The 15,370-nt window shown below is 45.4% G+C and carries 11 protein-coding genes; 6 read left to right on the forward strand and 5 right to left on the reverse strand.

Annotation, left to right across the window (positions count from 1 at the left end; genetic code table 11):
- Positions 1-135: 135 nt before the first annotated feature.
- The 3 genes from QUA62_RS23835 to QUA62_RS23845 all read right to left on the reverse strand — a co-directional run bounded on the left by QUA62_RS23835 (position 136) and on the right by QUA62_RS23845 (position 4,616).
- On the reverse strand, positions 136-1,341 hold the full coding sequence (locus QUA62_RS23835) for a restriction endonuclease subunit S (RefSeq protein ID WP_333407207.1): 1,206 nt from the start codon (positions 1,339-1,341) through the stop codon (positions 136-138).
- Positions 1,338-4,028 (reverse strand): type I restriction-modification system subunit M, encoded by a 2,691-nt coding sequence (locus QUA62_RS23840; protein WP_333407209.1) that lies wholly within the window; start codon positions 4,026-4,028, stop codon positions 1,338-1,340. The genes QUA62_RS23835 and QUA62_RS23840 overlap by 4 nt, the downstream gene beginning before the upstream one ends.
- 93 nt (positions 4,029-4,121) lie before the next feature.
- The gene (locus QUA62_RS23845) at positions 4,122-4,616 is read right to left on the reverse strand and encodes a MerR family transcriptional regulator (protein WP_333407210.1); all 495 of its coding nucleotides are present in this window, start codon (positions 4,614-4,616) and stop codon (positions 4,122-4,124) included.
- Positions 4,617-4,798: 182 nt separating this feature from the next.
- On the opposite strand from QUA62_RS23845, the gene QUA62_RS23850 reads away from it, so the two are divergent.
- Both QUA62_RS23850 and QUA62_RS23855 read left to right on the forward strand, forming a co-directional pair.
- The gene (locus tag QUA62_RS23850; RefSeq protein WP_333407211.1) at positions 4,799-5,035 is read left to right on the forward strand and encodes a DUF2188 domain-containing protein; all 237 of its coding nucleotides are present in this window, start codon (positions 4,799-4,801) and stop codon (positions 5,033-5,035) included.
- A 93-nt stretch (positions 5,036-5,128) separates the two neighbouring features.
- A complete protein-coding gene (locus QUA62_RS23855) occupies positions 5,129-7,078 on the forward strand; it encodes a serine/threonine-protein kinase (protein WP_333407212.1) in 1,950 nt (649 codons plus the stop codon).
- A 189-nt stretch (positions 7,079-7,267) separates the two neighbouring features.
- Here the strand turns inward: QUA62_RS23855 and QUA62_RS23860 are convergent, their stop codons facing one another.
- Positions 7,268-7,774 (reverse strand): GNAT family N-acetyltransferase, encoded by a 507-nt coding sequence (locus tag QUA62_RS23860; protein ID WP_333407213.1) that lies wholly within the window; start codon positions 7,772-7,774, stop codon positions 7,268-7,270.
- 163 nt (positions 7,775-7,937) lie between these two features.
- Here QUA62_RS23860 and QUA62_RS23865 point away from each other — a divergent pair, with 163 nt between their 5' ends.
- The 4 genes from QUA62_RS23865 to QUA62_RS23880 all read left to right on the forward strand — a co-directional run bounded on the left by QUA62_RS23865 (position 7,938) and on the right by QUA62_RS23880 (position 14,118).
- Positions 7,938-8,639: a site-specific integrase gene (locus QUA62_RS23865; RefSeq protein ID WP_333407214.1), complete on the forward strand. Its 702-nt coding sequence runs from the start codon at positions 7,938-7,940 to the stop codon at positions 8,637-8,639.
- Positions 8,640-9,682: 1,043 nt separating this feature from the next.
- Complete coding sequence (locus QUA62_RS23870) at positions 9,683-9,880, forward strand: protease HtpX (protein WP_333407215.1); 198 nt, start codon at positions 9,683-9,685, stop codon at positions 9,878-9,880.
- Between the two features lie 365 nt (positions 9,881-10,245).
- A complete protein-coding gene (locus QUA62_RS23875; RefSeq protein WP_333407216.1) occupies positions 10,246-13,383 on the forward strand; it encodes an AAA family ATPase in 3,138 nt (1,045 codons plus the stop codon).
- A gap of 564 nt (positions 13,384-13,947) precedes the next feature.
- The gene (locus tag QUA62_RS23880) at positions 13,948-14,118 is read left to right on the forward strand and encodes a hypothetical protein (RefSeq protein ID WP_333407217.1); all 171 of its coding nucleotides are present in this window, start codon (positions 13,948-13,950) and stop codon (positions 14,116-14,118) included.
- A 286-nt stretch (positions 14,119-14,404) separates the two neighbouring features.
- On the opposite strand, the gene QUA62_RS23885 is transcribed toward QUA62_RS23880, so the two are convergent.
- On the reverse strand, positions 14,405-15,370 hold a 966-nt coding region (locus QUA62_RS23885; RefSeq protein ID WP_333407218.1), incomplete at its 5' end, for a leucine-rich repeat domain-containing protein.

Genomic DNA, 15,370 nt, shown 5'->3' on the forward strand with positions numbered 1-15,370 from the left:
CTTTTGTAGAAAGATTTATAGACTCATTTGTCCACCAAATTTTAGCTGCTCGCGGTTAATCATGGGTATCTCCTAAAGTTTGGCTGTTTTTGGTGGTTTAATCCTTTCAATGGTGATGGTTTTGCGAGGTGATTTTTATGGGCTAGCTGGCTCTTTTTCTTTGAGTAGGTTGGTTACACGGATTTTGCCAGTTAGGAGATCCTGCATAAGCCCATTTTTTTGATGTTGAAGTTTGTTTAAATTACTTTTAAGATTTGATATTGAATTATCAAAGTGCGTCAGCCTTTTAGAAATAAGCTTTTGTTCTGATGGTTTAGGTAATGAAATTCTTAGAGGATGTATATCATTACGGTTTAGTGATGGAGAGCCTGATTTAGTTCCAAATCGTTCAAGCTCTAAATATGAAAAGAGATAATAAATATACTTTTCATTATTGCCAAAAAAATTAGTTACATACAGGCTTGTATCGTGCGCCCAAAAGTCTACATCAAGATAATAAACATTTCCTATAGAGCCTTTTCTTCCCACAACAACATTAGGGCTATTTGATGTACTAATGTTGTGAAATCCAATGATTCCGGATGATGAGATAACTGGATATTCTCCAGCTATAAATTCGACTTCTGTAATATCATGACCACGTTGTAAAGAGGCGATTTTCCCAATTATTTTAACTTCCCACTCTACGGGAATACGCCCGATCGCAGAATCCTTAAATTCATGGGTGGCTTCACTGCGGATGTTGCCGTTTTCGTCGATGCCTTTGGTCAGTAAGTCCTGCATCAGTCCCGTTTTAATGCGCTGCTGCTTGGCAATTATGGCTTCGGTTTGGGTGAGCGCGCGATCGATCGTAGACAGAACCTCAGCAATTTGTTCTTGTTCTTTAATAGATGTTGGATAATTAAACTGAATTTTGTTCAGTTTTTGTTTGTTTAACGTAGCTCCTTTAATCGCCTGATCTACACCTTGGAGCAAATCCCATTGTTGTAGCCCATAGTAAAGAAAACTTGGTAAAATATTGCTATTACATAATCCTGCAATAGCTTCATTAGTATATAAATCCTTTCCTGCAATAGCTACACGTCCAATAGTGAGCTTAAAGCTAAGAATAACAGTACCTGCTAATAGTCGTTTAACATTTGAATTTTTGATTCCTTCTTTGGTGATATATTCTGCTGTATCTGTGATAACTCTTTGGTTTAAATCCCTGATTGAAACCCAAACATTCCCTGTTGATTTATCTACATCCCAATAGATAGGGTTAGCCCGCGATGGTGTTCCACCTATGGTAATGCTACAGATTTCACCTAATAGAGCAATATCCCAGCCTTCTATATTCATTTAGCCAAATACCCCAACTTACTCAAATAATCATTTAACTCGGCCAAAGTCTCCTCTCGCTCTACCTCCAACTCCCGACTTGATACCGCATACTTATCCCAAAGCTTCTCAACCAAGGCAATCAGCGATCGTTTTGCCCCATTCAAATAGCGCGTTAATTGCTCCTGCACCCAATCATAGAGCTTCTGCAAAATCAGCCCCTTCGCCTCCTCCGTCGTTAATGGCCCACCAATAGCCACCAATAACCCATCAATGCGTGTCAGTCGCTTTTTTAACGCCTCTTTATCCTTAGTCAAACCAGCAATCTTGCGTTTATCATCTTTGTCATTAGATTTTAGCCCTGCCATATCCGCCATCACCTGCTGAATCAATGCCTCAGTTTCTGCTCGAAACTCCTCTCCACCAACCCGCTTTAGCCGCAACTTTATATCTAACTCTGTCTGCTTCTCCTTGACATCCGCCTTCAAATCCTTGATCTGCTTTTCAAGGTTGGCGATCGCATCATGCTCTGCCTTATACTTTGCCAACTCCCGCGCCGCCGAAATACCTGACACATTCTTAAGATCGTCCATCAAATCCTTCAACACCTTCTTAATCGAACTCGCCGTTACCGCCTCATCCTCCTCTGGTTCATAACTTGCCACCTCCTGCGCCGTTTCAATCGCCTCACTCAGTTCCCCTTGGGCTGCGCTAATTTGACCTTTCAAATCTTCGATCGCCTTCACCTCCTCTTGAAAAAATGCCGCAATCAGATACTCATCAGGAATCAGCGTATGATGCCAACCTGTATTAATGATCGTTTTCAAGTCATAGCGAATCTGTTGCCACCAATTGACAAACACCCCTGCCGCCTGAAACTCATCCAACACCTCCAACCCAATCAGCTTATCCTTTAACCCCGTCAGCAACTCCCACCGTACCTCTGGCATTTTCTTGCCTTTGCCCACCAACTGAGTAAAATCCTCCCGTGCCACCTGCCACCAGCTTTCTAGGGCCTCATAGTGTTGATTAATAGTATTTTGGAGATTAGCATCAGCTTCCAACGTTGCCTTAATCGCAGGCTTAGTAGCGATCGCCTCTACAAACGCCAAATAACCTTCACGCAACGGCCCAAACAACGTCTTAGATTCCACCTTAAACCGGGCAAAATCTACCGCTTGAGCTGCCACTTCCGACTGGGGAATCCCACCAATCAAATGAGCCGTCACATCTTCGGGTTCAGGTTCGGGCGTATTGTCCACATAGCGGCGAATATTCAGATTGTAATCATGCTGCTCAACAATTTCTTGCTTACTCACCAAACGGCTGTATTTGGGATACTCCTTTTTGTGCGTAAACACAAAATCAATTTTCTCAATATCTTCAGGGCGTAACTTATTCTGAGCCTTACCCTCCGCAAATTCGTGATCGGCATTCACAAATAAAATTTTATCCTGCAATTCATCGGGTTTGCTCTTATTCACCACCAAAACACAGGCAGGAATCCCAGTGCCATAAAACAACCCCGACGGTAAACTAATAATCGCCTCAATCACATCATTCTCAATCAATTTTTCCCGAATCAGCTTCTCCTTCCCCCCCCGAAATAACACCCCATGCGGCATAATTGTCGCCATGTGTCCGTCAGATTTCAGACTAGCAATCATGTGCTGCACAAACATCAAATCCGCTTTCTTACCCTTTTCTGGGCAAAACTGCCAAAAGCGATCACTAAATTGCAAACTAGCCCGACTATAGTCCTGCGAAAAAGGCGGATTAGCCAAAATGCGATCGAACTTACGAATTTGGCTATTTTCTAAAATCTGCGGATTTTCCAGCGTGTCCCCATTTTCAATGGTGAAACGGCTGATATTATGCAGTATCATATTCATGTTGCAAATTGACCAAACCGTACCATTAGACTCTTGACCGTACAGAGCCAAATTATTCGGGTCTTGTCCCTGCTCTTCCACATACTGATAGGATTGGATTAAAAAGCCTCCCGACCCCACAGTCGGATCATAAATCGTCTTTCCCGCCTCTGGTTTTACCAGTTGCACCAATAGCCGTACCACTTCAAACGGCGTATAAAACTCCCCCGCTTTTTTACCTGCACTATCGGCAAAATACTTAATCAGATACTCATAAGCAGCCCCTAACAAATCGGGGAACTCAAAGTTATCGTTAACTAATACAAAATTAGGCTGATTAAAGTGATCGAGTAAGTCTTTCCACTTCTGATCGTGAATCTTGGTTTTACCCTTAATAGCATTAAAGTTAATATTGTTTTTTAGCACCCCCGTCAAGGCATCATTAGCCTCTTCTACCGCCGCGATCGCCTTATTCAGCATATTGCCAATATCTTGCTTGAGATGCTTCAGTGGTGGCACTTGATTACCATCTTCATCTAACCAAGCTTCATGCCAACGGGCGCGTGGTGGCACAAAAAACGTCTCGCCATAGGAATTTTTATCTTCCAGCAGTTCCTCTAAAATTTTTGGGTCATTAATATGAGCATAGGTTTTTTTAACTTCGTTGCGCTTGCGATCGAATTCATCCGACAAGCGTTTAATGAATAGCATTCCAAAGATAAATTCTTTGAACTCTGAAGCATCCATCTTGTTACGCAGAATATCGGCGGACTTGAAGAGAAAATTCTCTAATTGACTGAGAGTAATCTTATCTTGCTGCAAGGTAATTTTTCCCACTCCTTAAGTTTGACTAAGCTATCAAGTGTAAATAATATTTTTGGTATCGCAATCGCGCCCATCCTGAATGAGAATGAAAATAGTGGCAAATATTTAAGCTGCTTTATCTGGCTTGGCTTTAGCTCTCTGCTTAAAGCTTTCAAAGTCTACAACTTTAGAGTTAATAGCAGCCTGCCACACATCCTTAATAAGGTTAGCTAGCTGGGGAATAACAATTAGTACAAATTGACCGATGCCTTTATTTTTTTTGTCCGCTACTTTCATTACCTGGGGCATATCAGTCCAGTCCTGCTTTACCCAATAAACTTCATCGTTAACAACGACCAAGTGTTTATTTCTGAGGCTGTCATCAAAGCCAGTCTCGTTAAGGAACTGAATAATTTTCCTAACTGTCTGCAAGGAAACTCTTTGCCTGAGATGGCCGATCGCTCGAATCTCTAATACCTGTTCCCATGTATAAATTACCGTCGGCTTCTTGGAATTGCCGTACTTCTGGGGCATCACTACCCCTGTCCTGTCCAAGTAGGCAAGACGGCTAGATGTTGTCCCAGTTAGGGCTAAAGTTTCTTGACGGGTAAAGCCTTCCATAGCAATCGCTCTCCTACAATACCATCTGGCAACTCCACTGCAACGGAATTGCCTCTCCCTGTAACATACACCTATTCCTTCAACGTCTTAAGAAAAATTTAACATTTCTTAGGGTTTTACACGTACACCTTGTAAAACGTTATGTTACTTTGTAAAAAAGATGATTAACCCAGGTGAACTATATGCCGAAGGGAAAAAACCAGCACGTTGTCCCCCATCAGACTGGATGGGCAGTGGAGAGAGAAGGCGCTAGCAAAGCCACGCAGGTATTCGCCACCCAGCAGAAAGCCATTGACCGAGCACGAGAGATTGCTCAAAACCAACAATCAGAGGTAGTAATTCATCGGCAAGACGGGACGATTCGGGACAGAGACAGCTACGGTAATGACCCCTGCCCTGCGAAAGATAGAAAGTATTGAGGTTTTGTAAGAGCGATTAACCCAGTACACCGGGGAACTCGCTCTTAGTGTTCTGTCAAATTGAGTAAATTCGATTTCCCCCCCCTTATAAAAATGAATTTGTGCATTAATCCTCATTGCTCGAATCCGAAAAATGCCGACAATAATTTATTGCTCTGCTCTAGCTGTGGGTCTAATTTGTTGCTAGGAGGGCGCTATCGCGCCACCCGCCTACTGGGAGAAGGTGGCTTTGGCAAAACTTACGAGGTCAGCGATCGTGGCCTGCCTCCAAAAGTTTTAAAAGTTTTGATTAAAAACACCCCCAAGGCTATAGAACTATTCAAACGAGAAGCCGAAGTTCTATGCCGCCTCAATATTGTAGGAATCCCTAAAGGTGAGGAGTATTTCACATTTACTCCTGGTAACACTCAGAAACAAGTGCATTGCTTCGTAATGCAGAAAATTGAAGGCGAAAATTTGCAAGATTGGATGTCCCAGCGGGATAATCGACCGATCGGCGAAAAGAAAGCCCGTCTTTGGGTAGAGGAGTTAGTGCATATCCTGAGCGACATCCACGAAAATCAGTTATTTCACCGGGATATTAAGCCGTCCAACATCATGATTTCTCAGGACGGATTGTTGGTATTAATAGATTTTGGAACGGTACGGGAACTCACCCACACTTATGAAAGCAAACACGCAGCGAAGCAAATCACGACTATTCATACCCCTGGCTACGCTCCTTTGGAGCAATTTAATGGTCAAGCTTCCCCACAATCCGATTTTTTTGCCTTGGGTCGTACTTTTGTTTATTTACTAACGGGAAAGCATCCTAATGAATTCAACAATCCTTACGAACACGATCTTTACACTGACGAATTAGAGAATTGGCGCGATGAAGCCCCCCATGTTTCGCCCGCGTTTGCAGATTTTATCGACCAACTCATGGCGCGACCTCTTCAAAAGCGCTTTGCAAATACTCAGGCAATTTTGCAACGGCTTAAGGAAGTTGACGAAATTTTGCATCCTCCTGTAGTCATTACGTGGGAAAGGTACCGATTGCAAAGAAAGTTGCAAAAAATGCAGAGGGACGAAGAACTTTGGTCGTCTTATCGCCAATTATCTCAACATTTCTCTGAGAGCTTTTCAAATGTACAACCTGCATTGGAAAACCCAATAGTTTGGCAAAAAGTTGCGTTTGACCGCACGTTGGGCGATTTATCTTCTGGACACTCAGCACCTGTACGCTGCATCGCTATTAGTCCAGACGGGAAGTTGCTCGTTAGTGGTGGCGACGATCGGATAGTCAAAGTTTGGAACATCAATGAGGGAGAAGAAATTTACACACTTATAGGTCACTCAGACAGCGTAATTTCTGTAGCTATTAGCCCAGACGGCGAAACTTTGGCGAGTGCTAGTACCAATCAAACCATTAGATTGTGGAACCTAAAAACCGGGCAAGAAATTAAAGCTTTCTTAGGGCATTCAAAGCCTATAACTTGCGTCGCTTTTCATCCAAAAAAGAATTCTGTTTTATTTAGCGGCAGCCTCGATACAACTGTCAGCGTTTGGAATCTTGAAACCGCTCAAATAACGCATACCTACGCTAGACATACTAACGGCGTTACTTGCCTAGCCGTTCACCCCAACGGACAAATTATAGCCAGCGGCAGCCACGATTGTACTGTCATCGTTTGGAGTAACCACACGCTCGCTGGTCATTCTGCTCCTGTGCTATGCTTAGCAATTAGTCCAGATGGACAAACTCTGGTTAGTGGCAGTCAAGACCAAGAGATTAAAGTATGGAACCTGAGCAACGGTGAGCTGCTTCGTACTTTTACCGGACATTCCGCCGCTGTCTCTTGTCTGGTAATAAGTCCAGACGGGCAGACTCTTGTTAGCGGTAGCGAGGATACAACCATCAAAGTTTGGAACTTAGAGACGGGGGAGGAAATTAAAACTCTCGCTCCGAATTTAGCATCTGTTACCTCTTTAGCTATTAGTTTTAATGGTCAATTTTTAGTTAGTGCGAATGAAGATTTTAGCATAAAACTGTGGAAATAGTGCATTAATTAATGTAATAATTCACACCCCTAATTTTGCTAGTTGATAGTACCCAATAATACATCGATATTCGTCAAACTTTCCCGTTACACCATTCGGCTAATAAGCCCGTAATCTCGCCCTCGCGTAAAGTTATTTTTCTTGGTAGAATCAGATAAAGCCACAGGCTTATGCGATCGCAAGACGTAATTAATTTAATTTCTTTCCTAAATCCAGAGAAATCCCAAAAACTGCATTTTCGATGTTCTCCTGTGAAGGCGTCCGTATTTCAAATCCATACTTCTTGTACCATTTGACAAGGCTGGGATTATTATTGATGTCTTTTTGAGTTAGAGAACCGTAGATTCGCTTAATTCCCCGCTGACGAGCTTTCTTTATCGCAAACTGCAACAGGTGAGTGCCCAGCCCCCTGCGACGGTAATCGATTGGCTTGGGTTCAACTAGCCGTCTCAAAAGAGCTGCCCCTAAGTGCGGGGGAGCGTGAATTACATCGTCGTGAATCAAGATATCGCCTATCACCAACTTATCAGGCGGATACAAAACGCCTTCGAGCCTACCAACTTCGCTGTTGCGGTACAAGAGTTTGGCAATAAAATATGAGTCTTCGTCCCCGTTTACTTGCAGGCGGTATTCTCGTCCTTGGCGATCGCAAATAATCATCTGATCATTGTTTTCTAATGAATTTTCCAACATCATTTGTTTTTAGAATACCCGATAGCGATTGTGCCTCACAGAATCTACGATGACCCTTATTTCCCTTGGCACCTCTTGCTACCACGTTAAGAAATCCCCGCCTACCGATGCAGTAACACAGTAAGTGCGGCAAACTCTCTAGTATCGAGTCGAGTAGACACCAAGCATGAAAATAGAGGGACACGGACAAGCCAAGATACTCACGCAACAGGAAATCGAACTCTTATTTAACGAAGGTTTACAGAGCGACCGAGATCGCGCCCTCTTTGGAGTTTGCCTCTACACCGCCTGTCGGATTGCCGAAGCGTGCAGCTTGAAAGTCATCGATGTCTTTACCCCGGCGAATGTCATCCGCTCCGAAATGATCATCCGCAAGGGCAACACCAAAGGCAAGCTCGGCACCCGCACTATCCCAATCATTCAAGAGTTGAGGCTGCTGTTAGAAACCTACTCACATCCCTCACACCCCTACCTATTCCCCAGCCGCCACCTCAACCACCGCTGGAAGCACGCAAACCCGGAAGCCGCCTCTCATCTATTCCAAGAAGCCTGCGAAAAAGTCGGCATCATCGGCGCTTCCACCCACAGCCTCAGAAGGTCGGCACTCACCCAGATGAGCAATGCGGGTATCCCGCTGCGGATTATTCAAGAAATCAGCGGACACCGCAACCTCGAACAGTTGCAGAAATACTTAGAAGTGCGGCCCGACCAAGTAAGGGGAGCCGTCTCCGCACTCTCTACCCTTTCCTACGTCAGGAAAATTATATATCCTGATTCAGCTCTCCCAAGCCCACAAAATCCGTTGCCGACTGAGCAACTGTCACAAGCCCAAGCAGACTCCTCGGCTCAAGAAATTCCCGATTGGTGACGAGCAATTTTATGACTTCATCGGCCAATCTATTAACGCCTGGTTTGCGTCTGATGACGATGGTATCGACTGGAGAAGACTCGAAAAAGAGCTCATCGCTTACTCCAAAGAAGTTGAGGTGGAGTGGAGGAAGAAAAAACTAGCGCAAGATTGGGCTGAGGCAATCATGGCAGGGCGGATGTGATTCCGATCGCCCGATCGTCCCCAAAAATAAAAAGCCCCCCGGCGCATGGAGGAGGGCTTTTTAATTTAATGGGTGATTAGGTATCGAGTTGCGCCACGCTTTCAAATCATCTCTAACAACGTAGCGCTCGGTTGCAGCTATCTGTAGCGCTCGGTTGCAGTTAGCTTGTGACGTTGGAAGCGAACACAAAAATCTGATCATCGTTCAATTGTTGAAGTTGCTGCGGGAGTTGCCAGCGCTGATCAAATTTCTAGCGAAGTCGGCAAAGGGCAATTTGGCGAAAGCAAGAGTTCGGCCTCAGCAACCCAAATCCCCACACCGCCTTCTTTGTGGGCATAGTAACTATCAAACTCCGAGCAAGACACCTTCGCCAAAGTTCCTTGCCGAGACACCTGCCACAACAATACAAAAAGGGTATAAAAGTTGGCTTAGTATTATCCAACGGAGATTGTGAGATGCTGAAAAATGATAGTTTCTTAATTTATTTCCTCTCCTACCCTGTCTGTTTAATCTATCTTTTAAAATGAACTAAAAAATTTCTCGTGAACGAGTAATGCCTTAACCGTATATATTTCAGCCTTTGACTGGACGTTTTACCAGCCAAAAATAGTGCCTATCGTATACCAACTTATCGAAGAGTATTCGATTATGATATAAATTTCTCTATCTAGAGATCTTTTCTCTATCTAGAGATCTTTTCTCTATCTAGAGATCTTTTCTCTATCTAGAGAGGAGATCTCGTGATTTTTCTATATCAAAATTTTTAACGAGAGCTTGCTCTGCGTAAGCATTACAGTATAATTAGAGGAATTAGAAATTTAAGGAGGTTGTTATGCTGCTGTCACCCTGGAGAAAACGAGTGAGTCCCGCTTTATTGCCCGAGTTAACACAGGCCAGTGAAGGATATGTCATCTCTTTTGGGATGGCATATCTCTCAGTTTTTATAGATGAGGAAATGTGGCTTTATTTCGGGCATCTAAATAAACACAAACACGCAAAATCGGGTTCTAAAAAGCAAGCCGTAAACAAAAAAGCGCTAGTAGCACCGGGCTTCTAACGCTTCTTTGTTATTTTAAATAAACCTTAACTTTTGTCGATCGAACCTGGGGAGGAGAGACAACAAAAGTTAGTCCACCATTCATGAATCGGCCTCGAAAAAAGAGCGCCGACTACTTCTATCATGCCATACATTGAGAAAAAAACAATAAAGCGCTTTTTCGGCGTTGTCTTGACTGTTTACGCTATAGGTAATGCTAGCTGTAGCGGTGCAAACAAGCAAATTGTGAATTATAGCGCTACCCATAGCGTAAAAAGCCCTTTAGATTCCGTCGGTGACTCAAGAATAGCACAACCCCCCCTAACTACGGCACTTAAACGGAATTTCTTTGCTATCGGTTTTGAAGCGATGGGGGGTACGGTGTAATGGTTGCTAACTTTAACCAATCGACTCGCAAACTCCTCAACAGCAGCAAGTCTAACCCTTGCCCCGTCTGCGGCCGCACTAAAGATGGAGATTGCCGCATCAGCGACGACAGCAAGATGGTTTTGTGCCATCAAAACTTTGACCACACTAAGACTCAACAACCCGACGTTTGGCACTTTGACGGCACAAGCTCAGATAACCGATGTGGTGTCTACGTTTACAAAGAGCCAACCACTAAAAGCATCCGTCCCAAACAAACTCGCTACTGGGAATATCCGGCCCGCGACGGTTCGCGACTGGTACGTGTAGTCCGGACTGACGATGGCGAGGGCAACAAGAAAACTTGGCAGCAGCATTGGGACAAGAATAAACAAGACTGGGTGGCAGGTTACGGCGATATTGATCGGGCCAGCATCCCAATTTACCGACGCGCTGAAGTCAGAGAGGCAATAGCAAAAGGTGAACCAGTTTACATAGTCGAGGGGGAACCTTGCGCGGATCTACTTTGGAAACTTGGAATTGCTGCAACTACTAACATCGCTGGTGGTGGCAAGTTCACATTAACCGACAGTATGGACTTGCAAGGCGCAGAGCGTATTGTAATAGTCCCCGACAGAGATAAAAAAGGAATTGAGCACGCCGAAAAAGTTGCCGAATACTTTCCTCACGCTCTCTGGCTCTACCCATTCCCAGAATCAAAGTTTTGGGAAAATTTGCCCAAAGACCACGGCTTAGATATCGCCGATTGGATTGAGCATCACAACATAACAGCAGAGGATATCAAGGCAGCGATCGGATGCAAAAAACCGACTGCGATAAACCAATCGGGAACCTGGGCAAAATTATCCATGCGAGAAGCGGCAGAGCAAGCCCGGAAAATTTTGCGATCGGAACAAGACGAACTCACCACCAACATCAAACTTGAGGAAGTCCGGCAGGCGGCAGGTATAAGCGAGTATGCTTGGGAGCATAAAATTGTCAAGCCGTTAAAAAGAGATATGGACGCCGAACGGTTTAAGCTCGAACTGCTGGGTTTGATACAAATGGACGATGCCGTTGAGCGTTGCCGCCAGATAGCGCTACTTGCTCCTAAATACAGCATGAGTGCCGGAACAATTAAGGAAGCTATGGCGGCGATGAAAAGTCGCACGCAGACTGCCGAGGTTCAGGTGCTTAGCTTTGACGATCTACTTGCTTCAGAAAGCGAAGCCCTCGAATGGACTGTGCAAGAGCTTTTGCCTGTAGGCGAGACTGTGCTGTTTGTTGCTTTGCCGAAGGTAGGTAAAAGCAAGGCGGCCGTGGATTTAGCTTTCTGTGTGGCTACCGGAGAAAGTCAGTTTTTAGGGAGAGAAGTCCGGCAGGGCAAGGTGCTGCTAATTTCTCCCGACGCTTCCAAACAATCCCTAAAGCACGAGATGCTAAAACGTGGCTTCCGATCGCAAGACGGCAAAAATATCCGCATCATACCGCGCTGGAGTATTGATCAGATGTCGGTGCTAGAAAAGGAATTAGAAGATTTTCGACCTGATTTAGTAATTATTGACTCCCTCAAAAAAATCACCGCAGGCAAGGAAATCAGCGAAAACTCTGCCGAATTTGCAGACAATATCATCGCCCTGAATGATATGCTCGGCCGCTATCGCGCTAGCGGTATATTAATCCATCACGCCAGCAAGTCAAACGAAGCTGTCGGAGTGGCTAAGGCGCGGGGAAGTACAGCCATTGTGGGAGCTTGCTGGGGAGTTTGGGATTTAGAGCGCATCCCCAAACCTGACCCCAACAACAAGAAAAAAATGATTGCTGACCCCAAATGCCCTAAGAGAATATTTACGGCAACCTCACGGGACTCTGAAGGATTGAGCCTAAATATTGAATTCAATCCCGAAAATAATTCGTTTGATTTTATTTCCGAAGTAGGGATTGATGAAGCCGAGGCACAACAGCAACAGAGCTACGGAGAAAGAATCCTCGAAGTGCTGAGAAAGAATCAACGCCCTATTTCCGGCCCGGAATTGATGGAATTGATGGGAATTGAACACAAGCAAAAAGGCAGCGTTTACAGCGCATTAGGAAGGATGGAGAGCAAACGCTTAATAAGCAGCAAACCAGCCCCCGGCGATAAGCGATATAACCTCTACTCTCTGCCAGATTTTTACCAAACTGGCACACTTGGCACAGTGCCACCTAAAACTGAAATTTCACTACCCCCTCCCCCCCCCATACCTACAGTGCCAGTTGCTGACTATTCTTCTGAAAGCTTTACACAGTATGGATTAGACAATAGTCAGCAGAATAGTCAGCAGATAGTTAGCAATTATTCAGCGTGTGACAGTTCAAAAATGGCTGAATCTAATGCTAGTAAAGGTGTTGAGCCGATAGTCAGCAGCTCCACACTGTCACACGGGGGGGAGGGGGTAAAATGCGTTGATGACGCATTAACTGTCACTTCTACAAAAACAAAATTGTCACAAGCTCAGCCGAGCGAGCTGCCGGAGTCAACAACAGAGTCGCCCGCGCAGATCGCCTTATTAGTTGAAAAAGTAAAGACCGCGCAAACTTGGGCAGAGGCCGAGACTGTGTGGGGTGCAGACTTAGACCTCAAAACTCACATCAAGACCCACCTGCCCCCCGCAGAAATCAAAAGACTCGGAAAGCTATACAGAAAAGCCGAATCACAGCAAAGTCTGATCGCCTCTCCGGAGTTGGAACAAGCACCGGCGCTGATCGCGCCTTGGGAGCTACCTTCGATCGTCCCTGGCTTAGAACAGCAGCCTGTGCCGGAACTGATCGCCCCTGGCTTAGAAACCGCGCCAACACAGGAAGCAGAGGAACCGGAACTCGCCCAAATTACAATGCCGGAGCCAGAAACCATCACCCCAGAGGATGCCGAAAAAATGCGAAGTATTGCGCGGATTTGGTGGGATCAACTTTACCCTGATGACCTCACGAAACTAGAGCAGTGGCAAAGCTTGATAAGCCAGATGTTCGCTTGGAAAGCACCGGGGACTAAATACAGCCGAGATGTGATCAAACTCTGGCTTGAGAGTGAGGATGCGGTTGTGCGCGATCGCCTTGATGAGTTGTGGCGGATGAAGCACGGGGAGGGCTTAGTAGAGTCCCCAGATTGCGGTTTTTAGGCGGACTATCCGTACCCCTGGTCTTCATTCCAAAATACTTGAGTTACTCCCATGAAAACTTTTCTAGGGTTCTATCAGACTTATCTGTTCGTGACTCGCACCTTGAGCGAAGCCACCACCAAAAAATTAGCTAATTTTTGTGTGCCCTCAAGTCAGGCAAGTGCCGTATAAAATCAGGCGGAAAGCTGTACAAAATCAGTGAGATATAGGTTTTTGCAGGGGCTGCACTCTACCTGTATTTACCCAAAAATATTCTGCTTGCCGCCTGCAATTTTATGCCAAATTACTGCTTTTTTGTGCAGGGACTGCCTTTGTTTGTTGAGGCTGGTTACGGCGGTTCTCTCTCGGTAGCAAGCAATGTTTTTGTCCGTACAAACCTGACTTTTACGCGCAGAAACAAGAACAATGCACCCTTATGAATGGGGAAGCCTAGGGGTCAAGTAGCTTGATTTTTACCCGCTCTTCGACTGTGCCGATTGCTCACATTGCTCCTGCTGTTGTGACAACTTCGTAGCAGCACTGGCATCAATTGCTGCCGTCACACCTGGGTAGCGAGCGATCTGCTTGAGCGACAGCTTGATCGCCCACAACGGAGCTCATAGAATCAAACACGCGATCGGCTACCCATCTCGCGCCGTAGCTTCAGCTATTGAGGAGGATTTTGCAGCGGCAACCGACGTGGGTCTTTCTTGCATCCACCGATGTTTTGGCGATAGTTGGCGAGACGCAATTTGAAGAGTTTAAGCAGCTAAAAGGTAAGGGTCGATTTCATAAAAACAATGTATAAAAACTCATAAAAACGCATATGGCCGAAAGTTTTTCTAGGTCTGCCGCTCTTGGATTTTCCCTTGCTGACCACGGAGAAACCAGGAGCGATCGGCTTGTTGGATAGTCTGATTGCCTCTAGTTGATTCCTCGGTAAATCGATAGGGAATAAAAAAGCTACCATTTCTATAAACGGACAGGCGGGGAAACTCGAATTTCCCCATTTAGAGCTGGAAACTGTTACAGCTCCCTCAGTCTATTCATATATTTTCAGCTTTGGCAGTTGCTTGAGCACTTCTGGGATGGAGGTAATCTGATTGTTATTGAGGTGAAGCTCTGTCAGATGGGACAGTTGGCCGAGCGCCTCTGGGATGGAGGTAATCTTATTGTCGCCGAGGTAAAGCCATGTCAGATTCGGCAGTTGTCCGAGTACCTCTGGGATGGAGGTAATCCCATTGCCACTGAGGTAAAGCTGTGTCAGATTGGACAGTTGCCCGAGCGCCTCTGGGATGGAGGTAATCTTATTGTCACTGAGGTCAAGCCATGTCAGATTGGACAGTTGCCCGAGCGCCTCTGGGATGGAGGTAATCTTATTGTTATTCAGGCAAAGCCATTCCAAATTTGACAGTTGCCCGAACGCCTTTGGGATGGAAGTAATCTGATTATAATTAAGGTCAAGCGATTTCAGATTGGACAGTTGCCTGAGCGCCTCTGGGATAGAGGTAATCTGATTGTTATGAACCTCAAGCTGCCTCAGATTCGACATTTGCCCGAGCGCCTTTGGTATGGAGGTAATCTTATTGTCACTGAGTCCAAGCTGTGTCAGATTGGACAGTTGCCTGAGCGCCTCTGGGATGGAAGTAATCTGATTTCTACTGAGGTCAAGCCATGTCAGATTCGACAATTGCCCGAGCGCCTCTGGGATGGAAGTAATCTGATTCCTACTGAGGTCAAGCCGTGTGAGATTCGACAATTGCCCGAGCGCCTCTGGGATGGAAGTAATCTGATTCCTACTGAGGTCAAGCCATGTCAGATTCGACAATTGCCCGAGCGCCTCTGGGATGGAAGTAATCTGATTCCTACTGAGGTCAAGCCGTGTGAGATTCGACAATTGCCCGAGCGCCTCTGGGATGGAAGTAATCTGATTCCTACTGAGGTCAAGCCATGTCAGATTCGACAATTGCCCGAGCGCCTCTGGGATGGAAGTAATCTGATTCCTACT

The sequence above is a fragment of the Microcoleus sp. MON1_C1 genome, assembly GCF_036701945.1.
Taxonomy (GTDB): domain Bacteria; phylum Cyanobacteriota; class Cyanobacteriia; order Cyanobacteriales; family Microcoleaceae; genus Microcoleus.